This is a genomic window from Clostridium yunnanense, from assembly GCF_016595795.1.
Classification (GTDB): Bacteria; Bacillota; Clostridia; order Clostridiales; family Clostridiaceae; genus Clostridium_AR; species Clostridium_AR yunnanense.
The window spans coordinates 40,024-65,018 of record NZ_JAENHN010000053.1 but is presented as its reverse complement, the minus strand read 5'-3'; the positions used below and the strand labels follow the sequence as shown (position 1 = coordinate 65,018).

Here is a 24,995-nt window from a genome sequence, read left to right as displayed (position 1 = left end):
TTAAGGAGAATGTGGAATGCATAAATTTTTCACACCAAAGGAGACCTTTACTGATACACATGCTATTATTTCTGGAGATGACGTAAAGCATATTTATAGAGTTCTAAGATTAGAATCCGGAGAAAAAATAGCTATAAACAATTTGGAAGGTAAGGAGTACCTTGGAGAAATTGAAGAGATTACTAAACAATACGTTAAGGTTAAAGTCATTGAAGAATTAGGTTGTAATAATGAAAGTAATATAAATATCACACTATTTCAAGGTTTACCTAAATCAACAAAAATGGATTTGATAGTACAAAAGTGTACAGAATTAGGTATAAGAAAAATTACTCCTTTGATTACTAATAGAGTTGATGTAAAGTTGAAGGGTGAATTTAAAAAGCTTGATAGACTGCATAGAATAGCGTTAGAGGCGTCAAAGCAATCTAAGAGAACATTTATACCTGATATAGATGAACCTGTTGAATTTGGTCGCATGATTGATTTGTTAAGTGGTATGGATATGATAGTAGTACCTTATGAGAATGCTACAGGCTATGGGATAAGAAATGCTATAAGAGAAATAGGTGATAAGACTATTAAGAACATAGCTATTGTTATAGGGCCTGAAGGTGGATTTGAAGAATATGAAATAGATAATCTTAAGAAAAGTGGAGCTCATATTGTAACTTTAGGACCAAGAATCTTAAGGACAGAGACTGCTGGGTTTACAGCGGTATCTCTGTTGCAATATGAACTTGGAGATATAGGAGGAAATAATCAATGAAAGTAGCTTTTTCTACATTAGGTTGTAGAGTAAATCAATATGAATCAGAAGCTATGGCAGAAAAGTTTATAAGAGAAGGATATGAAGTTGTTGATTTTGATACCTTTGCTGATGTATATGTAATAAATACATGTACTGTTACTAATATGGGGGATAAAAAGTCAAGGCAGATAATTGGTAGAGCTAGACGTGAAAATAAAGCAGCTACAATTGCAGTTGTTGGCTGTTATTCTCAAATCGCGCCTAACGAGGTTGGAAATATAGAAGGGGTAGATGTTGTACTTGGTACAAGAAACAAAGGAGAGATAGTTTATTGGGTCAATAAAGCTATTGATGAAGGTAAACAACAGGTTCAAGTTACACCTGTACTAAAGAATGATGTATTTGAAGATTTAAATATAGAAGAATATCAAGATAAAACTAGAGCCTTTTTAAAAATACAAGATGGCTGTAATAGATTTTGTTCTTACTGCTTAATTCCATATGCAAGAGGGGCTGTTTGTTCTAAGGATCCGGAAAAAATAAGAGAAGAAGTACAGAAGCTTTCAGAGCATGGTTTTAAGGAAATAATACTATCAGGTATTCATACTGCTTCATACGGTGTTGACCTAGAAGAAAAGGTTAATTTAGTGGATATATTAGAGGCTATAGAAGCTATAGACGGTATTGAAAGAGTAAGAATAGGATCAATAGATCCTACATTCTTTACTGAAGAAGTAGTAGCTCGTATATCAAAACTAAAAAAACTATGCCATCATTTTCATCTTTCATTGCAAAGCGGTTCAGATGAAACTTTAAGAAGAATGAACAGAAAGTACACAGCTAAAGATTATAAAGATATAGTTAATATATTAAGAAATTCTTTTGCTGATGTATCTATAACTACTGATGTAATTGTTGGCTTCCCAGGTGAGTCTGAGGAAGAGTTTAATGAAACTTATGAATTCTTGAAAGATGTAAAACTAACAAAGACTCATGTATTTAAATATAGCCCAAGAAAAGGTACAAGAGCTGCAACAATGGAGAAACAAGTTGATGGAAATATCAAAGAAGAAAGAAGTAAACTTTTAATCAATTTAAATGAATACAATGAAGGCCAGTTCACTGAAGGATTGATAGGAACTGAGCAAAAGGTATTGTTTGAACAGGCTGTTCAATCGATGGAAGGCTATTATGAAGGTTATACTGAAAATTATGTAAAAGTAGTTGCGAAGTTTGATTGTGATTCTGTGATAGGTAAGATAATGCCAACAAAGCTTTTAGAAAGTAAAAATGATTATGCTATCGGAGAAATAATATAGTTTTTGTTTAGAATATTATGGTTAAATTACTGTTTTTAGTGGTAAGATATATATATGGAATTGCAAATGGTAATTGTATTTGTAGTTTTTTATTCTTTAGGAATTTATAACTCAGATATATCTGTGGATAGATATGAGTGACGACTTAAAATATCATATAATTCAAAGAATAAAAAAGAAGAATATGTCGCCTGCCAGATTTTCCTCATATGCATTCGGAAATGCATATGCGCAAAAAAACTCACTTAAGAAGCTCGCTTCAGCGACTTTTTTAAAAGGAGGTGAAATATTATGGAAAATTGTATCTTTTGTAAAATAGCAAAAGGTGAGATACCTTCAAAAAAAATATATGAAGACGAAGATGTGATAGCTTTCAATGATATTAGTCCTGAGGCTCCAATTCACTTTCTAGTGATTCCAAAGAAACATATAGAAAGTGTTAATCATATTGATGATGAAAGTACTAAAGTGATTGCACATATATTCAGTGTTATTAATAAACTAGTAAGAGAGCTTAACATAGCAGATTCTGGATATAGAATTGTTAATAACTGCGGTAAGGATGGAGGACAAACAGTTAATCACATGCATTTTCATGTGTTAGGTGGAAGAGAATTAAAATGGCCTCCAGGTTAAAAATCAGGTAAATTTAGCGATGAAATTCTTGACAGTATTGAAAACTCTATTGTATAATATAGCGTGTGTTGTTAAGCCCACAGCTGTGATATATTAAAACAGTATATAGCTAGCGGAGGGAGGGAAAAAGGAATGTCAGAAATTAGAGTTAGAGAAAATGAATCATTAGATCAAGCACTTAGAAGATTTAAAAGACAATGTGCTAGAGCGGGTGTTCTTTCTGAAGTAAGAAAAAGAGAACACTATGAAAAGCCAAGTGTAAAGAGAAAGAAGAAGTCAGAAGCTGCTAGAAAAAGAAAGTTTAAGTAAGAATTTCTTTGGAAGAAGGTAGAATGATGCCAACAATAAAAGAAAGACTTCAAGAAGACTGGAAGCAAGCCTTAAAGGCGAGAGATAAATTTAAAGCTGAAACATTAAGCACTGCTAGGTCTGCAGTACTTTTAGTTGAAAAAACTGAAGTAGTACAGCTTGAGGACGAACGAGTTATAGAGATTCTATCTAGAGAAGTCAAGCAAAGAAGAGAGTCTATGCTTGAATTCGAAAAGGGAAATAGACAAGATCTTGTAGACAAAGTAAATGCTGAAATCCAGATTTTGTTAAATTACCTTCCTCAGCAGTTAAGTGAAGACGAAATTTTAGAAATCATCAGAGAAGCAGCTATCGAAGTGGGCGCGAATAACATGAAAGACATGGGTAAGGTTATGTCAGCGGTAAGACCTAAAGTAGTAGGTAGAGCTGATGGTAAACTTGTTAGTCAAATGGTAAAAGATTATTTAAATAAATAAAGAAGAACTCAATTTGAGTTCTTTTTTGTTTTTTATTTCAGTTTTAAATATATAACAGTTAGAGCCGAAATCTATAGTAATAAACTAAAGTTGATAACAATATTAAATAGGAATTAACATTAAAAAAACTCTATACTTTTTGATTATATTAGAATAATCAAAAAGTATAGAGTTTTTTATACTTAACATACATTTTGAAAATGCAAAATATAAAATTAGCATTTATGAAGCTTTAAGGTCATAAACTAATATGAAAGTACTTATCGGGAGTTTTATAAATGGAGAGTAAAATAGATAAAGTTAAAGAGGGATTGGCAGAAAAACTAGATTTGCCGCGTGATATCGTGCTTAATATTCCTAAGATAGTTATAACTGGCGATAATGAGATTGTTATTGAAAATCACAAAGGGATAATATCCTTTGACAGTAGTGAGATAAAAATAAATTCTAAAGTAGGAACAATAACATTAGATGGAGTGAATCTAGAAATTTTATTTATAGGAGGTAATACAATAACTATAAGTGGTAAATTTAAATCTTTAATATATGAGGGGTTATGATGATATGGATTTTAAAAAGTACAATAAAGGTATAGTGAAGCTTGAGGTTAAGGTTTTATATCCTGAAAAATTTATAAATCTGTTATGGAAAAATGGTATACTTGCTAAAAATATTCAAAAGATAGATATTTCAACTATAACTATCGAGGTAGAACTAAATGATTATAATGCAGTAATTGAATGTGCAAAGAAAGTAAAAGCACGAGTTAAAATAATCGGTAGAAAAGGAATTGCATTTTTACTTTTAAGGATGAAAAAAAGAAGTACATTGATGGCGGGAGCGGTTCTGTTTTTGGCAATATTGTTTTATCTTTCAACATACATATGGAGTATTCAAGTCGATACTGGTAAGTATTTATCGCCTTATGAAGTGAGACAACAGTTGGCAAAGCTCGGTATTAAGCCAGGGGTAAGGAAGTCTTTAGTAGATTTTAGAGATTTAGAAAAGAAACTGGAAGATGGAAATGGGGAGATAATGTGGGTGAGGGCAAGAATAGAAGGATCAACTTTGAAGATTAAAGTTGAAGAAAAAATAAATCCTCCTGAGATTGTGAAAAATGTCAATGAAAATGATGTGATAGCAAAAATGGATGGAGAAGTGGTTAGGGTTTATACGACCTCTGGTACTGCAGCGGTTAATCAAGGAGAGTTGGTTAAAAAGGGACAAGTTCTTATTAAGGGAATACAAGGAAAAGAGGGAGCAGAATATAAGGTAAATGCTGAGGGAAAAGTACTTGCAAACACTTTCTATGAGAAAATAATTGAATTGCAGGTAAGCGGAAATGTAGAAGAAAGAACTGGAAACAAACAAGAAGCTTTATATATAGAATTGTTCGGAAAGAAAATTTATCTAAAAAAACCTACAAAAGAATTTAATGACTATGATAAAATAGAAAATAAGGGTAAAATATTAAATAAAGTAGTATATTATGAAAAAAGTTCTAAACCAATAGGTGAAGACAAGGATAGTTTAATAGAAAAAGCGTCAAATACATTATATGATGCTATAATGAAGGATATTGATAAGCAAAGTAAGTTTGTAAAAAAACTAGTAAACACAGAGGATATCGGGGAGGGAAAGATTAGACTTAAAGTTGCTGTAGTCATTGAACAGAATATAGCTATGAAACCATAAATTAAAATAGGATGTAAAGTGGTTAACTGAAAATAAGCCTAATAAGAAGGTGTGATTTTGAGCAGAGAAAGAAAATTTATTATTAAATTTATAAAAAACCCTAAAAGATTAATTATGTTTACATTAACCTTTATAATAGTATATCTATGCACTATATCTTCTCTTGTAACAAAGAAATATGATTTAAGAGAGGGCGATATTTCAAAAGTAGATATAAAAGCCCCAAGGGAGATAGTTGATCAAGATGCAACAGCAAAGAGACAACAAGCAGAGGCTGATAAGTATGGACAACAGTACACCTTAAAGACTGATATTCAGAAGGATGCTGAGGATAATGTAAGAACTTTTTTTAATAAAATAAGTACATTAAAGGATTCTAATATACCTGATGCGGAGAAAATAAATCAAATCAGTAAGTTAACTGCTATTAAGCTTGATAATGATGAAATAGGCAACTTGCTAGCTTTACCTAAAGAAAACATAAAGTCAATATCAGATTTAGTGATATCAGGGTTGGATAAGGCATATGTGAAGAATATACAGGAGGATCAACCTTCAGACTTGCAGAATGCAAGGAGTATATTTGACAATGAAATATCAAATTCTAATTATAATAGAAATATAAAAGATATATTAAAGAATATAGGTTATTATCAAATTAAAGCAAACCTGTTCTTTGATAAGGATAAGACTGAAGAAAAGAAGAAGGAAGCAATTAAAGAAGTTGCTCCTATTGTTATAAAAAAGAATCAGACTATCATAAAAGAAGGAGAGCCAGCAACGGAAGATCAGATAAAGATTTTAGGTTCTCTTGGTCTACTTAACAACTCAGGTATAAATATAATCATATATCTTTCTACAGCGGTATTTGTTGCAGCTATACTGTCTCTACAATATAGATATTTAAATAAATACTACAGAAATATATATGAGGATAATAGTAAACTACTGCTTATTAATATAGTTAATATAACCTCGTTAATTTTAGCTAGGACTTTAGCTATAATATCACCGTTTTTGATACCTTTAGCTTGTGCTCCAATACTTCTAACTTTACTTATAAACTATAAGGTGTCCTTAGTTTTAAGTTTGTTCAATTGTATACTTATAGCTGGAGCTGTGAATTTTAATCCAGAAGTTATAGTGTTAGCAGCCTTAAATTCAATTATTGGAGCTACATCATTAAGAAAGATAGAGCAAAGAAATGATATATTATATTCAACACTATTCTTGTCAATTATTGTTGCTATTGTATGCTTTACTCAAGGAATGATACTTTCAAATAATATCTTAGATGTGTTATTAAAATCAGGTTTTGTTATAATAGGTTGTTTGTTTTCAGGAGTTATGGCTGTGGGACTGTTGCCTTTCTTTGAAAGTACTTTTGATGTAGTTACTACCGTTAAGCTTTTAGAACTTTCGAACCCTAACAACCCTCTCTTAAAGAAATTGCTTATGGAGGCTCCTGGAACTTATCATCATAGTATGATGGTTGCTAATCTATCAGAGGTGGCAGCAGAAGAAGTTGGTGGGAATCCTGTGTTAGCTAGGATTGGGTCTTACTATCATGATGTAGGAAAAACAAGAAGACCATACTTCTTTAAGGAAAATCAGATTGGTAAGGAAAATCCTCATGATAAAATAACTCCAAACTTGAGTACACTTATAATAATTTCGCATGTAAAAGACGGGTTAGAGCTTGCACGTGAATATAATCTTCCTCAGGTCATAAGGGATATAATTGAACAACACCATGGAACGACTTTAGTAAAATATTTTTATGTGACTATGAAAAATAATGCTGAAAATCCTGATGAGGTAAAAGAAGAAGACTTTAGGTATCCGGGACCAAAGCCGGAGAGCAAGGAAGCAGGAATAATAATGCTTGCAGATAGCGTTGAAGCTTCAGTTAGATCAATAAGTGATCCTACAAAGGGCAAGATAGAAGAAATGGTGAATAAGATAGTAAAAGATAAATTATACTCTGGGGAACTAGATAATTGTGATCTTACCCTTAAAGATATTAACAAAATTTCTAAGTGCTTTTTAAAAGTACTAAATGGAATATATCATCAGAGAATAGAGTATCCAACAGAGAAAGATAAGATTTAAGCTGTTCTTAACACGATGTGTTGAAATTAAGTGGTCACGCATCCGATGTTTTAATGAGCTTACGCAAAGAATTAATATAAAGTGATTTACGGAGTGATAATATGATTTTTATAGACAATAGACAAGATAAGCAGGTAGTAGACAGTAGTTTTGGAAAAATAATCGAAGAAGTAATACAAACAGCACTTAAAGAAGAATCTGTAGATAAAGCTTGCGAGATAAGCGTGATTTTTGTAGATAACGATTCTATTAAAGAAATAAATAAAGAAACTAGAAATATAGATAGAGAAACAGATGTGCTTTCTTTTCCAATGTTAGATTATCCTAAGGGAAAAGTATATAAGGATGTTTACACAAATTATAACTTCGATGCATCTTTCTTTAATGAAGGAGACCTGGTTTTAGGCGATGTGGTACTGTCTTTGGAGAAGGCAAAGGAACAAAGTGAAGATTTTAATCATTCATTTACAAGAGAATGCTGCTATTTAGTAGTCCATTCTATTTTGCACCTTTTGGGATATGATCATATGGAAGATGATGAAAAAAAGGTTATGAGAGAAAGAGAAGAAAGTATACTTGGAAAATTAAATATTACTAGAGAGGTTTAGTAGGGTGAAATATGAAAGTAAGAAAATTGGTTGATAGCTTTAATTATGCAATTAACGGTATTATACATTCAGTAAGAACCCAAAGGAATATGAGGATTCATATAGCAGTAGCCCTTGTGGTTCTTACTGCTTGTTTTATATATGATATTAAGAAATTTGAGTTCCTTGTTTTAGCAATAACTATAACTATGGTTATTGCGGCAGAACTTATGAATACAGCTATAGAACATGTTGTTGATATGACGACAAACTACTATCATCCATTAGCAAAATTGGCGAAAAATGCTGCGGCAGGTGGAGTGTTAGTAACAGCAATAAATGCCATTTTGGTTGGGTATGTGATATTTTGGGATAAACTTACCAATGTTACCTATCACACAATCGGAATGATAAGGCAGTCAGAACCATATACTATATTTATTGTCTTAGTAATTGTATGCCTAATGACAATAGCTGCTAAGGCTTTTTTTGGAGAAGGAACTCCTCTAAAGGGTGGAATGCCTAGTGGGCATAGTGCACTAGCATTTTCTTTAGCCACTGCTATAGCACTAATAACTGAAGAACCTTTATGCATTATGCTAAGCTACCTAATGGCTTTTATAACTGCTCAAAGCAGAGTGGATTCAGAAGTTCATAGTATATGGGAAGTTATTGTAGGAGCGATGTTTGGTGCTTTTTTAACTTTAATTGTATTTAAACTATTTAATTAAATTCTTGTAAGGAAATCCTCTAGCTTGTAAATAATATTAATAGTGCTATAATTTATTTTGCACCAAAAAACAATTGGGGGTAATAAAAAATGTATGAAGAACTTATAAAAGCAGCTATAAATGCGAGAAGTAAGGCTTATGCGCCTTATTCAAACTTCCCTGTGGGAGCCGCTATAATGAGTGATGGAAAAATCTTTGAAGGATGCAATATTGAGAACGCTTCTTTTGGAGCTACCAACTGTGCTGAAAGAACTGCTATATTTAAGGCTGTTTCTGAAGGACATAAGACGATAGAGGCTGTGGCAGTTATTGGAGATGTAAATGCTTTTACATATCCTTGTGGAATATGCAGACAGGTTATTGCTGAATTTGCAAAAAATAAAGAAATCCCTATTATAATAATCAAAAATGAGAAAGAATATATAGTGAAGACTTTAGAGGACATACTACCAGGTATATTTTCAAAAGAAGACTTAAATAAATAACTAGGAGGACAAATGTTTAAATCAGGATATATAACTATTGTAGGTAGACCAAATGTGGGGAAATCTACGCTTTTAAATCACCTAATGGGAGAAAAACTATCAATTGTCTCAAATAAACCACAAACAACTAGAAACAATATTAAGACTATATTAACAGCAGAGGATTATCAAATGATATTCGTTGATACTCCTGGAATGCATAAACCTAAGCATAAATTAGGTGAATACATGATGACTTCAGCTAAAGAATCTTTAAATGAAGTTGACTTAGTTTTATTTTTAATTACTCCAGATGTAGAAATTGGCAGAGGAGATTCATATATTATTGAAGGCTTGAAGGATATAAAAGCACCAGTTATTCTAGTGGTAAATAAGGTGGATGAAAACACTAAGGAGAGAGTTGCTGAGACTTTAAAGAATTATTCAGAAACAATGAGTTTCGCGGAAATAATACCAATATCAGCTCTGAAAGGAAAAAATACAAGTACTCTTTTGGATTTAATTGTAAAATACTTGCCAGAAGGACCAAAGTTCTATCCAGAAGATATGATTACTGATGTTCAGGAAAGATTCGTAATATCTGAGATAGTTAGAGAAAAGGCGCTTAGAACTTTAAATGAAGAAGTTCCACATGGTATAGCTGTTGATATAATACAAATGAAGCAAAATGAAAGAGGTTTGTATAATATAGAGGTAGACCTAATATGTGAAAAAGATTCACATAAGGGAATAATCATAGGTAAGAATGGTCAAACACTAAAAAGAATAGGTGAAAGTGCTAGATACGAAATTGAGAAATTTTTAAGAGAAAGAGTAAATATAAAAATTTGGGTTAAGGTAAGAAAAGAATGGAGAGATAATCCGTTATTCTTAAGAGAACTTGGATATAAGAAAAATAAGTAGGAGATGAGGGTTTCTGTCTATTTTTGAAACGAACGGCGTAGTAATTAAAGCTCAAGATTTTAAAGAAAATGATAAATTGATATGGTTATATACAGAAAAGTTAGGGAAGATAGCAGTTATTGCAAAAGGCGCAAAAAAAAGTAAAAGTAGACATTTATCTCTTACTCTCCCATTATGCTATGGTGAATTCGTAGTTTTTAAAGGGAAAAATCTGTACACTCTCTCAGAAGGGAGAATAACCAGCTCTTTTCAAGGTTTACTAAATAATTTAGAAAAACTTACATATTCAACATACATTTGTGAACTGATAGATATATGTGTAACAGATGAAGAAGATAACGGGAAGTTATTTAAAGATTTTGTTACCTGTCTATATCTATTAAACACTGATGCACTTGACTATGAGCTTTTAATTAGGAGTTTTGAACTTAAAATATTAAAAGCTACAGGATATGGATTAAATCTAGATAATTGTGCATACTGTAAAAAAAGTATAAATTCTGCCGCATATATAAACATGTCTTTTTATGGAGGTGTGTGCGAAGAATGTCCAAAAGAATATGGTATATCTTTGTCTAAAGGGGCATACAGTGCATTGAAGTATTTAAACACCGCACCAATGGATAAAATATATAGACTTAATATTAATAAAACAGTAAAAGATGAAATTGCAAAAATTACAGCATACATTATTAATTCTAATTATTCTAAAAAACCAAAAAGTTTAGAAATGCTAAATTATATTAAGGAGTGATAAAAATGAGTGAAGTTACTTTAGAAAAAGTTGACCAAGTAAGACAAAGAACAGGTGTTAGTTATGCTGAAGCAAAACATGCTTTAGAAGTAAATAATGGAGAAGTTCTTGATGCTTTAATTTATATTGAAGAAGTTAAGAGTCATGATAAGAATAGTGAAAGTGAATGGAAGTGCGAAAAAGAAGAAGGCTCACAAAAGTACGAAACAATAGAAGAATTTAAAGCTTGGTTATCTGAACTAATTAAAAAGGGAAATGTATCTAGAATTAAAATAAAAAAAGATGAGAAAGTATTAATTGATGTACCAGTTAATGCTGGAATTGCTGCGGGAGTCATTGCCTTAGTATTACCGCAGTTATTAGCCATAGGTATAATTACAGCTATTGCAACTAAGATTACAATTGAGATAACTAAAGAAGATGGTTCAGTTGAGGTTGTAAACAAAGTAGTAAAAGAGACTGTTTCTGATGTTAAAGATATGGCTACTGATCTGAAGGATAAAGCAACAGATTTGGCTGAAAACTTAAAAGATAAGTTTAATTCAGTAAAAAATGAGAAGTCTGCAGGCAAAAATGTTCATGTAGATAATGATTCACCAGTTTATACCTATACAGTTAAATTTGATGAAGTGGATAAAGAATAAGGAATTTAAAGAAAAATAAGAAAATTCAGATGAAATAAGAGGCAAATGAGGAATATTCAAAGAATTTGAGAGATTATTCAGAAAATTTGGCATAGTCAAACTTCGATATAGTGATATAATAGGTTATGTAAAACGTATACGGTTCTGAATAGTCAGAATATTCCTCGATTAAAACGAAAGAGGGGAAAGACATTGAAGTTATCACCGCGTCAGGAAGAGATAATAAAGCTTGTAAAAGAGGGACAGCCTATTACCTCAGAAGCGCTGGCTTCAAAGCTTGGGGTTACTAGAGCAGCATTAAGGCCGGATTTAGCAGTACTTACTATGATTGGTGCCTTAGATGCAAGACCTAAGGTTGGTTATGTTTACACTGAGAAACCAATGAATAACCTCTTGTATGAGCAAATTGCCAATATTAAGGTTAAAGACATAATGTCTAAGCCTGCATTTGTAAACGAAGAAACTATGGTATATGACGCGATAGTTAATCTTTTTCTAACAGATGTTGGAACATTATTTGTTGAAAGTGATGGTTTTTTAATAGGTGCGGTTTCAAGAAAAGACTTCTTGAAGATAGCTATAGGTGGAACAGATATACATAAAGTTCCTGTAGGAGTCATAATGACTAGAATGCCTAATATAATATTTGTAAACAAAGAAGAAAGCGCATATAATGCAGCAAAAAAGATAATAGAGCATGAAATAGATTCTATTCCGGTGGTTGAAAAAGTTCTTGATGAGGAACAAAAGGATCAATATAAGATAATTGGAAAGATATCTAAAACAAATATAACAAAATTGTTTGTAAAAATGGGAAATGGTCAATAATTAAGGGTAAGTAATTCAATCTATGGTTCACAGTTCAATTCGTCAGCTTTCGGAGCATTAGCTCTGTTAAGTATATATATATAAACATATTAATATAAATAGTATTGAACGGAGGAGTATTGAGATGGAGATCAAAAAATATGTTTACCTCTTCAAAGAAGGTAAAGCATCAATGAAAAATTTACTTGGAGGTAAAGGTGCTAATTTAGCTGAAATGACAACTTTAGGTATACCTGTTCCACAAGGATTTATAGTAACTACTGAAGCTTGCAATAAATACTATGAAGATGGAAGAAAGATTTCACCTGAAATAATAAATCAAATTCATGAAAAACTAGCTGAGTTAGAAGAAATAACTGGTAAAAGATTTGGTGATTTAGAGAAACCTCTTTTAGTTTCTGTAAGATCTGGAGCAAGAGTATCAATGCCAGGTATGATGGATACAATATTAAATCTTGGTTTAAATGATGCTGCTGCTGAAGCTATGGCAAAGCTTACAAACAATCCAAGATTTGCTTATGATTCATACAGAAGATTTATACAAATGTTCTCAGATGTAGTTATGGGCGTTGAAAAAAGATTGTTTGAAGCTAAAATCGATGAAATGAAAGAAGAAAAGGGTGTACATTTCGATACTGATTTAACTGCTGATGATCTTAAGGAATTAGTTGTTAGATTTAAAGAACTTTATAAGAAGGAAAAAGGAGAGGAATTCCCACAAGACCCTAAAGCGCAGCTTATAGAATCAATCACTGCTGTATTTAGATCATGGGATAATCCAAGAGCAATAGTTTATAGAAGACTTAATGATATTCCTGGAGAATGGGGAACTGCTGTAAACGTTCAAGAGATGGTTTTCGGTAACAAAGGAGAAACATCTGGTACAGGAGTTGCGTTCTCAAGAGACCCATCTACTGGAGAAAATGTAATATATGGTGAATACTTAATGAATGCTCAAGGGGAGGATGTTGTTGCTGGTATAAGAACTCCTCAACCAATTGCTAAATTACAGGAACAAAACCCTGAAATTTATAAGCAATTTGAAGACATAGTTAGTACTTTAGAAAAACATTATAGAGATATGCAAGATATGGAGTTCACAATAGAAGAAGGAACTTTATATTTCTTACAAACTAGAAATGGTAAGAGAACTGCTCAATCAGCATTAAAGATAGCTGTAGATTTAGTTGAAGAAGGAATGCTTACAAAAGAAGAAGCCCTTCTAAAGGTTGATCCAAAGCAATTAGATTCATTACTTCATCCAGCTTTTGATCCTGAAGATATGAAAAATGCTGAAGTTGTAGCTAAGGGGCTACCAGCTTCACCAGGTGCTGCATGTGGAAAGATAGCATTCTCAGCTGAAGAAGCTAAAGAAAGAGCAGCAAATGGAGAAACTGTAGTTTTAGTAAGACTAGAAACATCTCCAGAAGATATTGAAGGTATGATAGCTGCAAGAGGTATCCTAACTGTAAGAGGTGGTATGACATCACATGCTGCAGTTGTTGCTAGAGGCATGGGAACTTGCTGTGTTGCTGGTTGTGGAGAATTAAAGATTAGTGAAGCTAATAGAACATTAGAAGTTGCAGGTAAGACTTTAACTGCTAATGATTGGATATCAATAGATGGTTCAACTGGTAATATATATGCTCAAGCTATAAAGACAGTTTCACCTGAAATAAGCGGATATTTCGCAACATTCATGGGATGGGCTGATGAAACAAGAAAATTAAAGGTTAGAACAAACGCTGATACACCAAGAGATACTATTCAAGCAGTAGAATTTGGTGCAGAAGGTATTGGACTATGCAGAACAGAGCACATGTTCTTCGCTGAAGATAGAATTGCTGCTGTTAGAGAAATGATAGTTGCTAAGACAGTAGAGCAAAGAAGAAAGGCTTTAGATAAGCTTCTTCCAATGCAAAGAGGCGATTTCGCATCTATGTACGAGGCGCTAGAAGGAAGACCAGCTACTATAAGATTCTTAGATCCACCACTACATGAATTCTTACCTCAAGCTGAAGAAGATATCATAGCTTTAGCTAAGGAAATGGATATAACTTACGAGGAGCTTAAAGCTACTTGTGAAGAATTACATGAATTCAACCCAATGATGGGTCATAGAGGATGCCGTTTGGCTGTTTCATACCCAGAAATAGCTGAAATGCAAACAAGAGCTGTTATCGAAGCTGCTATTGAAGTTAGAAACAATAAAGGCTACGATGTGGTTCCTGAAATAATGATTCCATTAGTTGGTGAAATAAAAGAATTAAAATATGTTAAAGATATAGTAGTAGAAACTGCTAAGACAGTTATGAGTGAAAAAGGTGTAGAAATACCTTTCAAAGTTGGAACAATGATAGAAATTCCTAGAGCTGCTTTAACTGCAGATGTTATAGCTAAAGAAGCTGAATTCTTCTCATTTGGTACAAATGACTTAACTCAAATGACTTTTGGATTCTCAAGAGATGATGCTGCTAAGTTCTTAAAAGACTACTATGAAAAGAAGATTTACGAACAAGATCCATTTGCTAAGATTGACCAAACAGGTGTTGGTGAATTAATGAAAATAGCAGTTGAAAAAGGTAGATCTGAAAGAGCTGATATCAAACTTGGTATCTGTGGAGAGCACGGTGGAGATCCTTCTTCAGTTGAATTCTGCCATGCACTAGGATTGGATTATGTATCATGCTCACCATTTAGAGTTCCAATAGCTAGATTAGCTGCTGCTCAAGCTCAAATTAAAAATCCAAGATAATATTTTAATATAAAGAAACCTAATGAAAATTAGGTTTCTTTTTTGTCCAATTTATAAAAGTAGCTTAGTGATTTAGCATAATCATTAGGCTATTTTTATGCTGAAAAATATCTAATTCTAATAGCTCGCTCATGTAGCATCTCCTGTATAACCAATTAAATTCAACAGTATTATTAAATGTAGAACTTAAAATTAAAACCCATGAATATATAGAAATATAAATTTCCATATATTCATGGGTTAGTTTGTTGCTATTCAAGATGCAGTTTCTAATTAGATATCCAATGAATAATGTTTTCTTAAATGATCAGTCAATTCGGAAATAAAGTTAAGTTGGTAATCAGTTTTTCTAACTGTTTTTTCTAATAAGTTGCAGAAAGAGTTTTTATTACACTTTTTTATGTTGTTATAATAATCTTTAGAAATCCTCCAATATTTTTGAGGGAAGGATAAATATACTAAGATATATTTAATATCATCAAGAGTTAGTTTGTTTATCTCGTTATAATTTTTTATACAATTAATAGCTATTTCTACATCCCATTTTGTATTGTCTCTTTTTAATAGTCGCCTTAGATAATAAGAAATATCGTGCGCAATGTAGTCATATGAGCATTTATCAAAGTCGATGATCCAAATTGCTTTTGATTTATCAAAGATAATATTCTTATTTACATAATCACCGTGACATAGAGAGGATGTAAGATTATCTTTATTAATAGTAGATGCAGTTTCTAATGCGAACTTTGCTAGATCTATGTTTTTATCAAAGCTATCCAAGAACATTTTAGAAAACTTATCTTTATATAGGTATGCAGAATTTGAACATATTAAAAGTTTTTGAAAATGTTTATTGATGGATATGTATAAGTCATCATATCCTTTCTTTATTTTACTACCTGGTATAGGGAAAAAGTCTTTTGACGAATAATGCATTTTTGCTAAGTATTTTGACGTTTCAACTATGTTATCTATGTCGTCATAATTACATTTTTCTCCATCTACCCATGGAGTAAGTACGAAAAGCATATCATTATAATTTACAAATCTACTTTTATTTACTGTTGGTAAAAATCTTGGGACGTTAATACCATTCCTATAAAGCCATTCCATAGCAGAATAGACAAAGAGTAACTCTGATTCTGTGTAATAAACCTTTTTTAAACAATAAGTTTTGTTGTTATAATCAATTTTATAAACAGCTCTCTGCTTGTCTGTATTCTTTAACTTTATTTGCTCTATGGAGGCTTCGTTCAAATTGTAGTAAGGTAAGACGTGCTTTCCTACATTTGATTCAGATAATAAGCTGGCAGCAGTTGCATGCAATTCCTTTGGCATAAATACCTCCTTCACATAAAAATTCATATTATATTAATATTATGAAAATTATTACATTATACGTATGTTTTATAATTTTATTTAAATTGTTGAATCATATGATATCTAATTAATTATGTTTAATATTTCAATTTTAAAGAATATTAAAGAAGTATGCTTATATATAATTTAATAAATTGAAGTTAAAGGATAAGTGCTTTATGGTGGAATGGAGTTTTAAAAGAAGTTTTTTAAATTTGAATAATAAATTTATATTAATAATTATAAAATTGTAATAGTTTGAAAAAAAATGCAAATGATAAATAGTAGCATAATTTTGAAGGATTTTAAGAAAATATATAGAATATCTATAAAAGGAGGTGATTATATGACTATAAGGGAAAAAATTGAAGGTTTTGAAAGTTTGACACTGATTAAAGAGGCTTCTTTTTCTAATAAAACGAAAGGAAGAGAAAAAAGTGAAGAACCAGATCATATAAGAACCTGTTATATGATTGATAGAGACAGGATACTTCATTGTAAGTCTTTTAGAAGACTAAAGCATAAAACTCAAGTTTTTATAAAGACCTCTTCAGACCACTATAGAACTAGACTTACCCATACTTTAGAAGTTTCTCAAATAGCTAGGACAATAGCTGTTGGCATAGGATTAAATGAGTATTTAGTTGAAGCTATAACGCTTGGTCATGATTTAGGTCATGTAGCATTTGCACATATGGGGGAAGAAGTGTTAAATGAGTTCTTAAAAGATGGTTTCAGGCATAACGAACAAAGTGTTAGAGTGGTAAAGAGACTTGAAAAAGAAGGAAGAGGCTTAAATTTGTGCTTTGAGGTTATAGATGGTATAGAACATCACAGTGGTTTTATCAATGGCATTGCCAAGGCAGCAACCTTAGAAGGTCAAGTGGTGAGGTATAGTGATAAGATGGCATATGTGAACCATGATATAGATGATTCTATAAGAGCAGGACTTCTTAGAGAGAATGAAATTCCTAAAGATATAATTAATATACTAGGAAAAACTAATTCTGAAAGAATAAATATATTGGTAACGGATTGTATTGAGAATACACTTAACAATATAAAAAAAGGTGATATAAAGGTTTCTTTAAGTGACGATGTAGGAGATGCAATGACTAAGTTAAGAAGCTTTATGTTTAAAAAAGTGTATCTTGGGGATATATTAAAGATTGAAAGAGATAAAGCTAAGTTTGTATTAAGACATGTGATTGAATATTTTATGAGACATCCTGAAGAGATGCCTAATATATATCAACAAATTTCTGAACAAGAGGGTTTAGAAAGAGCTGTTGCTGATTATGCAGCTGGTATGAGTGATGATTATTGTCTTAATATGTTTAATAAAATATATGTGCCTAAATTTGTGATTTATTAATAAATTAAGGACTAAAAATTATATAATCATAAAAAAATGTTAGTTATTTATATATTAGAAGGAAAATTAAAGAAAATAACGAATAATAAACAATACTTAAAATTATAAAGTTTAATAATAAATTTGAAAAAAGGTAGAATAAAAAGAAGGAATTTATCAAGTTATGTCGAATATTATAAAACTTGCAAAGAAATAAATTTATTTTAGGGTGGTTATGCTCCTTGAAAATATCAGAAGAACTTTTAGAAAAGATAAAAGAACAAAATGATATTGTGGATGTAATCTCAGAATCAGTTAGACTTAAAAGGGCTGGAAGAAACTATACAGGACTATGTCCTTTTCATAGTGAAAAAACTCCATCTTTTTCAGTTACACAAGAAAAACAGATATATAAATGTTTTGGTTGTGGTGAAGCTGGTAATGTTATTACTTTCGTAATGAAAACTAGAAATTTATCTTACTTTGATGCAGCTAGGTTTTTAGCTGAAAGAGCTAATATACCTCTAGAAAGTGAAAGTCCAGGGAAGAGTAAGATAAATTGGAAGAAAGATTTACTTCATAAAATTAATACCGAAGCTGCAAGATATTTCTTTTCTAATCTTCAAAATGTCAAAATGCCAAAAGAGTATTTCCTACGAAGAGGTATTACTGAAAATACAATAAAAAAATTTGGATTAGGATACTCAGCGGATAGTTGGAATTCTTTGCTTAACTTCCTTAAAAAGAAGGGATATAAAGAAGATGTAATAATTGAATCTGGGTTAGCTGTAAAAAGTGAAAAAGGAAGAGTCTATGACAGATTTAGAAATAGAGTAATGTTCCCAGTATTTGATTATAAAGGAAAAGTTATAGGGTTTGGTGGAAGAGTGCTTGATGATTCTAAGCCTAAGTATTTAAACTCTCCAGAAACCTTAGTGTTTCAAAAGGGTACTAATTTATATGGTCTAAACTTTGCTATAAAAAAGGGAATACCAGAAAGATATTTTATTATGGTAGAGGGATATATGGACTGTATTTCACTTCACCAGTATGGAATAACAAATGTAGTGGCATCGCTAGGAACTGCACTAACTACAGGTCAGGCAAGGCTTTTAAAAAGATATGCTGACAGAGTAATAATATCTTATGATGCAGATATAGCAGGTCAAAACGCTACTATAAGAGGATTGGAAATACTGAGAAGTGCTGGGTTTGATGTTAGAGTTCTGACAGTTCCTCAAGGAAAAGATCCAGATGAATACATAAGAAGTAATGGGAGAGAGGCATTTTTAAGACTGATTGATTCTGCACAGCCTCTAATAGAATATAGATTGTTTAGAGCTAGAGAAGGAATAAACTTTAATGATAATGAAGAGATTATAAAATATGGAGAAAGAGTTACAGAGATAATAGCAGACTTGAATCCTGTGGAAAAGGATGTGTATGTAAAAAAAATCGCTGAAGAAACAGGACTCCGAGAACAGTCATTGTACGACTTATTATCAAAAAAAATGACAAAAAACAATGAATCTTCTATTAACATGAATAATAAGGAAGAATTTGGAACAAAATTATATGTAGAGCCAGCTTATATTAAGTCTGAAAGAAGTTTGCTTAAAATTATGTCAAATAAGGAATTCTATGAGCATATAATTGGGCATATATCTAGAGAGGACTTAATTTTAGATTCTCATAAAAAAATATTTACAATAATAACATCTTTATTTGAAGAAGGGAAAGAAGATATACATTCCTTAATAGAATTTAGATGTGACGATGGTGAAAGTTTAAAAGAATGGATACTTATAAGAGAAATTGAGACGATGATTACAGAAAGTAATATGGAGAAAATCATCAATGATTATATAAAAGAGATTAAAAAGCAAAGTTTAGAAAATTACAAGAAGGAAATCTTGCACAAGCTAAAACTAAGTGAAGAAAAAGGATTGTTTCGAGAATCCATTGAGCTAGCAAGAGAAGCTAAAGAAGTAGACGAGAAACTTAAAAGATTAGAAAGGGGTTAAGTACGGATATGGCGGAAGGAGGTATTAACATGGAAACTATTGAAAAGGCAAGTAAAGCGAAATCAACAAAGGATAAAGCAGTAGCCGCTAAAGTTGACACTAAAGATAAAAATGCTAAGATGGGGATTGTTAAGAAACTCATAGAAAAAGGTAAGAAAAGTGGTACTTTAACATATAAGGAAATTATGGATGAATTAGATGAAATAGATCTAAGTCCAGATCAAATCGAGAAAATCTATGAAGTTTTAGAATCTATGGGAATAGAGGTAATAGGTGATATTGCTGAATCAGAGAATATCGAGGAAGAATTAGATCTTTCTATACCAGAAGGGATAGCAATAGATGACCCTGTTAGAATGTATCTTAAGGAAATAGGTAAAGTTCCTTTGTTATCATCTGATGAAGAAATCAGACTTGCTGAGAGAATCGAAGAGGGAGATCAGTATGCAAAGAAAAAGCTTGCTGAAGCTAACTTAAGACTAGTTGTAAGTATAGCAAAAAGATATGTTGGAAGAGGAATGCTTTTCCTAGATCTTATCCAAGAAGGAAATTTAGGATTAATAAAGGCTGTTGAAAAGTTTGATTATAGAAAAGGCTTTAAGTTCTCAACTTATGCTACTTGGTGGATAAGACAGGCGATTACTAGAGCAATAGCAGATCAGGCTAGAACTATAAGAATACCAGTTCATATGGTAGAAACTATAAATAAATTGATAAGAGTTCAAAGACAATTACTTCAAGAGCTTGGAAGAGATCCATTGCCAGAAGAGCTATCAAAACATATGGATATGCCTGTTGATAAGGTAAGAGAAATATTAAAAATTGCTCAAGAGCCAGTTTCTTTAGAAACACCTATAGGTGAAGAAGAAGATAGTCATTTAGGTGATTTTATACCAGATGATGAAGCTCCAGCACCAGCAGAAGCAGCTGCATTCACAATGCTTAAAGAACAACTTATCAATGTGCTTGATACATTAACTCCAAGAGAAGAAAAAGTATTAAGACTTAGATTTGGTTTAGATGACGGAAGAGCAAGAACTCTTGAAGAAGTAGGTAAAGAGTTTAACGTAACTAGAGAAAGAATAAGACAAATAGAAGCTAAGGCATTAAGAAAGCTTAGACATCCAAGCAGAAGCAAAAAGCTAAAGGATTATCTAGACTAAAAGCACCTACACATGGTGCTTTTAATCTTAGATAAGGCGAATTCTTTAACAATTTATAAATAATTACAGAAAATGGTATTAACGTTGTTAGGAAAGCCATAGATTTATGATATAATGACTTTGAGGTGGTAGGTTTGGAAAGTTATAAACCCCGTAGAGGGATTGCCATATATGAGCTGATGTTTTTTATAGTAGCTGTAAATATAATAATATATTTTGGAGTGCAATTTTTTAATACATATACTGAGGTAAGCCTTGTTAAGATTTTTTCTGTTGCATTCTCTTTATATTGTTTATTTTATATACTACAGACAGTTACTCTAAGATACAAAATACACTCAAATGGTGTTGAGATAAATGCTCTTTGGGGGATAAAGAAAATTTTTATACCATATGAAAAAATAGATGGATATAATGTTCAGACGGGAGCTATAAAGGGGATGAACCTTTCGGGAGTTGGTAGAACTATGTACAACTACGGAAGATCAGTGATAGAAGATGTTGGAACAAGCCATATGTTTGTTACTTCTAGCAAACAGGTAGTGTATATTCATACTGATGAGATAAGTTACGGTATTTCACCAAATGATATAGATTTATTTTTAGCTAAGTTCAAGGAAAAAGATATCAAGCAAAAAAACTTTGAGATTAAATATAATAAAAACAGAGATTTGTTTAAAGAAAAAAGCTTTTTTTTCCCATTTATGCTTGTAGCACTTATAATTGTGTATATGACCCTTAACCCATTTGTTCTTTATCTGATGAACAAACTACCGGATAATATGCCTCTGTTTTTTGATGCAACCTTTAGACCAGTAGTTGAAGGGACTGGGAAACAGTTTGCTTTTAGACAAATGACATATGGTGCACTAAATATGATAATATTATTCTGTATGCATTATGCTGCATATTTCTGTGCTAAATATGACAAGCGATCTGCTTATAAATATATCTATATAGCTTTACTTATTTCTTCAGTATTTTTAGCTATACAAATTAGAATACTACACTTATATCTATAGTGTTATGTGAAATATAGTAGAATTTTCATAAGCAAATGATGGATTTATAGAAAGGTGAGCTCGATGGAACTTAGTAAAAGGTTGCAAACCATAGTTAATAATATTGATAGATGTGACAGCATAGCTGATATTGGTACAGATCATGGATATGTACCAATTTATTGCGTAAAAAATGAAATTTGCAGTAGAGCGATAGCATCTGATATAAATAAAGGTCCTATTGAGAAAGCAAAATTCAATGTGGCAATGGATGGATTAAAGAAGAGCATAGAGTGTAGACTTGGACCTGGACTTTCTACTTTAAAAGAAGATGAAGTGGAAGCTGTAGTCATAGCTGGGATGGGTGGTAACTTAACTAGAGATATATTGTTAGAAGATATAGACAAAATTAAGAAGTGCTCATTTATTATACTTCAGCCAGCTCAGAATCCTGAAGTGTTAAGAGAGTTTTTATATAGCAGTAAATTTGAAATTATTGACGAGGATATATGCTTTGATGAAGGAAAATACTATGAATTATTTAAAGTTAGGTTTAATGAAAGTAATAAACCTTTAGAGTTTGATGATTCTATATACTTTGAGATAAGTCCTATAATATTAAAAAAGAATAATGAAATCTTTATAAATTTTATAGAATCAAAATTATCAAAATATGAAAGCATATTGAGTTTTATAAAAGAAGATACTATTCATGCAAAACAAAAGAGAGCTGAGATAGAAGTTAAAATTTCTAAACTTAAGGAGATATTGTAGTATGAAAGTATTTGAGATATCAAAGATAGTAGAAGAACTTGCACCAAAAGTCTTAAAAGAAGAATTTGATAATGTTGCTCTTATGGTAGGAGATAATAATGCAGAAGTTTCTACTATATTAGTTGCTTTAGACTGTACTCTAAGCGTAATAGAAGAGGCGAAGGAAATTGGTGCACAAATGATACTAACGCATCATCCAATACTTTTTCTAAAGCCTAAGACAATTACAAATGATACTTTGTTAGGTAAAAAGCTTATAGAACTTATAAAAAATGATATAAATGTGTACAGTGCTCATACTAACTTAGATTCTGCTAAAGAGGGCATGAACGATACTATAGTAAAAATGTTAGGTTTTAAGAGTGAAAAAATTCTTGAAGTTTCTAATAACTCAAAGAATGGTGATGCTGGAATCGGTAGATTAGTCTCTTTAGATACGCCTATGGAACTATCAGAGTTAGTAGATACAATAAAGAGTAAGCTATCAATTAAAAACCTAAGGTTTAGTGGTGATTTAAATAAAAAAGTAAAGAAAATCGCTATAATAAATGGAAGCGGGCAAGATTTTTTTGCAATTTCTAAAAGATATGGTGCAGATTGTATCATAACTGGAGATACCACTTATCATTATGTAAGTGATTATACTGAAGAAGGAATATCGATTTTAGATATAGGACATTTTGGCTCAGAATGGCCGTTGTTTATAGATATATGTAATAGATTGACTGATAAGTTCCTATCTTCTGATAAAGGTGTAAAAGTTGTGATTTCAACAACTAATAAAGATCCATATAATTTTATTTGATTTTAGATAAAAAAAGTAAGCGCTGTTAAAACACTGTGTTGAAATTAATTAGTTAATCATCCGACGCTTAAATGAGCTTACGCAAAGAATTAATATAATTTTTCATATTCCACTGAAGCAACACTTCATTAATGACTTTATATTTTCAGAAACTCTGCTCAGAACCAAGCAGAGTTTCTGAAAATAGTTTAATGATTGAAGTATTGTATCTTTGGCTAAACTGTAAACTCACTACGTTTGAACAGTACAGTTAGAAGCGCCATTCCATCTGAAAAAATCATTTGATTCTAATAGCTCGCTCATAGAGCGTCTCCTGTATAACTAATTAATTTCAACAATATCATTAAACATAGTAAAAAATAAAAGCCCATAGAACAGCTTAATAAAAATTAGGCTGTTTTTTATTTATAAAAACAACCTATAAAAACAAAACATCCATGAATTATAATGAAGAAAGGTGTGTTTTTTTCGTAGAAAATTATAATTAAATTAGATCTGCGGATAAGTATGAGTAATGACTTAGAACACACTGTTATTTAAATAATAAAAATATATCTTCATAATAAATAATTCTGCATATGGAACAATAAAGATGTATAGGACTATTATATTTTTGACATTAAACTATAAATAACTTAAAATTTTCTTAAGTTACTAAAAATATATTTTATTTGCACAAATTTTCAAATAGAATATTATTATAAACATATAAGGAGTGATTTTATTGTATTCACATGAGATAGACTATAAGATCTATGGAGATGATATGCAGTTCGTAGAAATAGAATTAGATCCAAATGAAACTGTATTTGCAGAAGCAGGTGCGATGATGATGATGGATCAGACCATGAAGATGAAAACAATTTTTGGTGATGGAACAAATGCTGATAGTGGATTTATGGGCAAGTTGTTTTCAGCAGGTAAAAGAGTTATAACAGGGGAAAGTTTATTTATGACTGCATTCACTAACACAGGTTACGGGAAAGCTCAAGTTTCTTTTGCAGCTCCTTATCCTGGTAAGATAATCCCAATGGATTTATCAAAACTAGGCGGAAAGCTTATCTGCCAAAAAGATGCTTTTCTATGTGCAGCTAAAGGGGTATCTGTTGGAATTGACTTTAGAAGAAAATTAAGCGTAGGCTTCTTTGGTGGAGAAGGATTTATACTTGAAAAGCTTGAGGGAGACGGATTAGCTTTCGTTCATGCCGGCGGAACGATAACAAAAAAAGATCTTATGCCAGGTCAAACTTTAAAGATAGATACTGGATGTCTTGTGGCGATGACAAAAGATGTTCATTATGATATCGAGTTTGTAGGAGGAATAAAGAACACTTTATTTGGTGGAGAGGGATTATTTCTAGCTACATTAACAGGACCGGGCTCTGTATGGGTTCAAAGCTTACCGTTCTCAAGATTAGCTTCTAGAGTATTTGCAGCTTCAGGAATGCACGGTGGTGGAAGAAAAGATGAAGGAAGTTTACTGGGTGCATTAGGCAACTTTTTAGATGGAGATGGTCGCTAACAATTTCA

24 protein-coding genes are annotated in these 24,995 nt (G+C 31.5%); 23 read left to right on the top strand and 1 reads right to left on the bottom strand.

The window, feature by feature from the left end; genetic code table 11:
- Positions 1–16 precede the first annotated feature (16 nt).
- From JHL18_RS19880 to ppdK, 16 genes are all read left to right on the top strand, one after another.
- Entirely contained in the window at positions 17–769 is a 753-nt protein-coding gene (locus JHL18_RS19880) for an RsmE family RNA methyltransferase (RefSeq protein WP_200272478.1), read from the top strand.
- A complete protein-coding gene (gene mtaB / locus JHL18_RS19875; protein ID WP_200272476.1) occupies positions 766–2,070 on the top strand; it encodes a tRNA (N(6)-L-threonylcarbamoyladenosine(37)-C(2))-methylthiotransferase MtaB in 1,305 nt (434 codons plus the stop codon). Before JHL18_RS19880 ends, mtaB begins: the two co-directional genes overlap by 4 nt.
- A 291-nt stretch (positions 2,071–2,361) precedes the next feature.
- The gene (locus JHL18_RS19870) at positions 2,362–2,706 is read left to right on the top strand and encodes a histidine triad nucleotide-binding protein (RefSeq protein WP_200272474.1); all 345 of its coding nucleotides are present in this window, start codon (positions 2,362–2,364) and stop codon (positions 2,704–2,706) included.
- Positions 2,707–2,838: 132 nt separating this feature from the next.
- Entirely contained in the window at positions 2,839–3,015 is a 177-nt protein-coding gene (gene rpsU / locus JHL18_RS19865; protein WP_072897356.1) for a 30S ribosomal protein S21, read from the top strand.
- A gap of 26 nt (positions 3,016–3,041) precedes the next feature.
- Positions 3,042–3,491, top strand: a complete 450-nt coding sequence (locus tag JHL18_RS19860) for a GatB/YqeY domain-containing protein (RefSeq protein ID WP_183278433.1) — start codon at positions 3,042–3,044, stop codon at positions 3,489–3,491.
- Positions 3,492–3,769: 278 nt separating this feature from the next.
- A complete protein-coding gene (yqfC, locus tag JHL18_RS19855; protein ID WP_200272472.1) occupies positions 3,770–4,051 on the top strand; it encodes a sporulation protein YqfC in 282 nt (93 codons plus the stop codon).
- Positions 4,052–4,055: 4 nt separating this feature from the next.
- Positions 4,056–5,186, top strand: coding sequence for a sporulation protein YqfD (gene yqfD, locus JHL18_RS19850; protein WP_200272470.1), 1,131 nt, complete (start codon positions 4,056–4,058; stop codon positions 5,184–5,186).
- Between the two features lie 57 nt (positions 5,187–5,243).
- Complete coding sequence (locus JHL18_RS19845; protein ID WP_420839235.1) at positions 5,244–7,298, top strand: HD family phosphohydrolase; 2,055 nt, start codon at positions 5,244–5,246, stop codon at positions 7,296–7,298.
- A gap of 101 nt (positions 7,299–7,399) precedes the next feature.
- Positions 7,400–7,906, top strand: coding sequence for an rRNA maturation RNase YbeY (gene ybeY, locus JHL18_RS19840; RefSeq protein ID WP_200272468.1), 507 nt, complete (start codon positions 7,400–7,402; stop codon positions 7,904–7,906).
- Positions 7,907–7,917: 11 nt separating this feature from the next.
- The gene (locus tag JHL18_RS19835; protein ID WP_200272466.1) at positions 7,918–8,616 is read left to right on the top strand and encodes a diacylglycerol kinase; all 699 of its coding nucleotides are present in this window, start codon (positions 7,918–7,920) and stop codon (positions 8,614–8,616) included.
- Between the two features lie 89 nt (positions 8,617–8,705).
- Positions 8,706–9,101, top strand: coding sequence for a cytidine deaminase (locus tag JHL18_RS19830; protein WP_200272464.1), 396 nt, complete (start codon positions 8,706–8,708; stop codon positions 9,099–9,101).
- 12 nt (positions 9,102–9,113) lie between these two features.
- Positions 9,114–10,004, top strand: coding sequence for a GTPase Era (gene era / locus JHL18_RS19825; RefSeq protein ID WP_200272462.1), 891 nt, complete (start codon positions 9,114–9,116; stop codon positions 10,002–10,004).
- A 13-nt stretch (positions 10,005–10,017) separates the two neighbouring features.
- Positions 10,018–10,758: a DNA repair protein RecO gene (gene recO / locus JHL18_RS19820; protein ID WP_200272731.1), complete on the top strand. Its 741-nt coding sequence runs from the start codon at positions 10,018–10,020 to the stop codon at positions 10,756–10,758.
- Between the two features lie 5 nt (positions 10,759–10,763).
- On the top strand, positions 10,764–11,402 hold the full coding sequence (locus tag JHL18_RS19815) for a DUF4342 domain-containing protein (RefSeq protein ID WP_200272460.1): 639 nt from the start codon (positions 10,764–10,766) through the stop codon (positions 11,400–11,402).
- Positions 11,403–11,594: 192 nt separating this feature from the next.
- A complete protein-coding gene (gene ccpN / locus JHL18_RS19810; RefSeq protein WP_200272458.1) occupies positions 11,595–12,230 on the top strand; it encodes a transcriptional regulator CcpN in 636 nt (211 codons plus the stop codon).
- Between the two features lie 124 nt (positions 12,231–12,354).
- Complete coding sequence (gene ppdK, locus JHL18_RS19805; RefSeq protein ID WP_200272456.1) at positions 12,355–14,985, top strand: pyruvate, phosphate dikinase; 2,631 nt, start codon at positions 12,355–12,357, stop codon at positions 14,983–14,985.
- Between the two features lie 273 nt (positions 14,986–15,258).
- On the opposite strand, the gene JHL18_RS19800 is transcribed toward ppdK, so the two are convergent.
- Positions 15,259–16,323 carry a CotS family spore coat protein gene (locus tag JHL18_RS19800; protein WP_200272454.1) on the bottom strand — a complete coding sequence of 355 codons (1,065 nt, stop codon included), beginning with the start codon at positions 16,321–16,323 and terminating at the stop codon, positions 15,259–15,261.
- A 367-nt stretch (positions 16,324–16,690) separates the two neighbouring features.
- On the opposite strand from JHL18_RS19800, the gene JHL18_RS19795 reads away from it, so the two are divergent.
- From JHL18_RS19795 to JHL18_RS19765, 7 genes are all read left to right on the top strand, one after another.
- Entirely contained in the window at positions 16,691–17,719 is a 1,029-nt protein-coding gene (locus JHL18_RS19795; RefSeq protein ID WP_200272452.1) for a deoxyguanosinetriphosphate triphosphohydrolase, read from the top strand.
- A 221-nt stretch (positions 17,720–17,940) separates the two neighbouring features.
- Complete coding sequence (dnaG, locus tag JHL18_RS19790) at positions 17,941–19,722, top strand: DNA primase (RefSeq protein WP_200272450.1); 1,782 nt, start codon at positions 17,941–17,943, stop codon at positions 19,720–19,722.
- Between the two features lie 8 nt (positions 19,723–19,730).
- The gene (gene rpoD, locus JHL18_RS19785) at positions 19,731–20,885 is read left to right on the top strand and encodes an RNA polymerase sigma factor RpoD (protein WP_200272448.1); all 1,155 of its coding nucleotides are present in this window, start codon (positions 19,731–19,733) and stop codon (positions 20,883–20,885) included.
- Positions 20,886–21,019: 134 nt separating this feature from the next.
- Entirely contained in the window at positions 21,020–21,907 is an 888-nt protein-coding gene (locus JHL18_RS19780) for a PH domain-containing protein (protein ID WP_200272446.1), read from the top strand.
- A gap of 63 nt (positions 21,908–21,970) precedes the next feature.
- The gene (locus JHL18_RS19775; protein ID WP_200272444.1) at positions 21,971–22,660 is read left to right on the top strand and encodes a tRNA (adenine(22)-N(1))-methyltransferase; all 690 of its coding nucleotides are present in this window, start codon (positions 21,971–21,973) and stop codon (positions 22,658–22,660) included.
- Position 22,661: 1 nt separating this feature from the next.
- Positions 22,662–23,465: a Nif3-like dinuclear metal center hexameric protein gene (locus tag JHL18_RS19770; RefSeq protein ID WP_200272442.1), complete on the top strand. Its 804-nt coding sequence runs from the start codon at positions 22,662–22,664 to the stop codon at positions 23,463–23,465.
- A 724-nt stretch (positions 23,466–24,189) separates the two neighbouring features.
- Entirely contained in the window at positions 24,190–24,987 is a 798-nt protein-coding gene (locus JHL18_RS19765) for a TIGR00266 family protein (RefSeq protein ID WP_200272440.1), read from the top strand.
- Positions 24,988–24,995: the final 8 nt, after the last annotated feature.

Coding starts and splice junctions, on each gene's coding strand:
- rpoD (WP_200272448.1), top strand. CDS start 19,731: ATGGCGGAAGGAGGTATTAACATGGAAACTATTGAAAAGGCAAGTAAA.
- JHL18_RS19835 (WP_200272466.1), top strand. CDS start 7,918: ATGAAAGTAAGAAAATTGGTTGATAGCTTTAATTATGCAATTAACGGT.
- ybeY (WP_200272468.1), top strand. CDS start 7,400: ATGATTTTTATAGACAATAGACAAGATAAGCAGGTAGTAGACAGTAGT.
- JHL18_RS19830 (WP_200272464.1), top strand. CDS start 8,706: ATGTATGAAGAACTTATAAAAGCAGCTATAAATGCGAGAAGTAAGGCT.
- JHL18_RS19770 (WP_200272442.1), top strand. CDS start 22,662: ATGAAAGTATTTGAGATATCAAAGATAGTAGAAGAACTTGCACCAAAA.
- yqfC (WP_200272472.1), top strand. CDS start 3,770: ATGGAGAGTAAAATAGATAAAGTTAAAGAGGGATTGGCAGAAAAACTA.
- yqfD (WP_200272470.1), top strand. CDS start 4,056: ATGGATTTTAAAAAGTACAATAAAGGTATAGTGAAGCTTGAGGTTAAG.
- era (WP_200272462.1), top strand. CDS start 9,114: ATGTTTAAATCAGGATATATAACTATTGTAGGTAGACCAAATGTGGGG.
- JHL18_RS19775 (WP_200272444.1), top strand. CDS start 21,971: ATGGAACTTAGTAAAAGGTTGCAAACCATAGTTAATAATATTGATAGA.
- rpsU (WP_072897356.1), top strand. CDS start 2,839: ATGTCAGAAATTAGAGTTAGAGAAAATGAATCATTAGATCAAGCACTT.
- JHL18_RS19800 (WP_200272454.1), bottom strand. CDS start 16,323: ATGCCAAAGGAATTGCATGCAACTGCTGCCAGCTTATTATCTGAATCA.
- JHL18_RS19880 (WP_200272478.1), top strand. CDS start 17: ATGCATAAATTTTTCACACCAAAGGAGACCTTTACTGATACACATGCT.
- mtaB (WP_200272476.1), top strand. CDS start 766: ATGAAAGTAGCTTTTTCTACATTAGGTTGTAGAGTAAATCAATATGAA.
- JHL18_RS19795 (WP_200272452.1), top strand. CDS start 16,691: ATGACTATAAGGGAAAAAATTGAAGGTTTTGAAAGTTTGACACTGATT.
- JHL18_RS19860 (WP_183278433.1), top strand. CDS start 3,042: ATGCCAACAATAAAAGAAAGACTTCAAGAAGACTGGAAGCAAGCCTTA.
- ppdK (WP_200272456.1), top strand. CDS start 12,355: ATGGAGATCAAAAAATATGTTTACCTCTTCAAAGAAGGTAAAGCATCA.
- JHL18_RS19870 (WP_200272474.1), top strand. CDS start 2,362: ATGGAAAATTGTATCTTTTGTAAAATAGCAAAAGGTGAGATACCTTCA.
- JHL18_RS19815 (WP_200272460.1), top strand. CDS start 10,764: ATGAGTGAAGTTACTTTAGAAAAAGTTGACCAAGTAAGACAAAGAACA.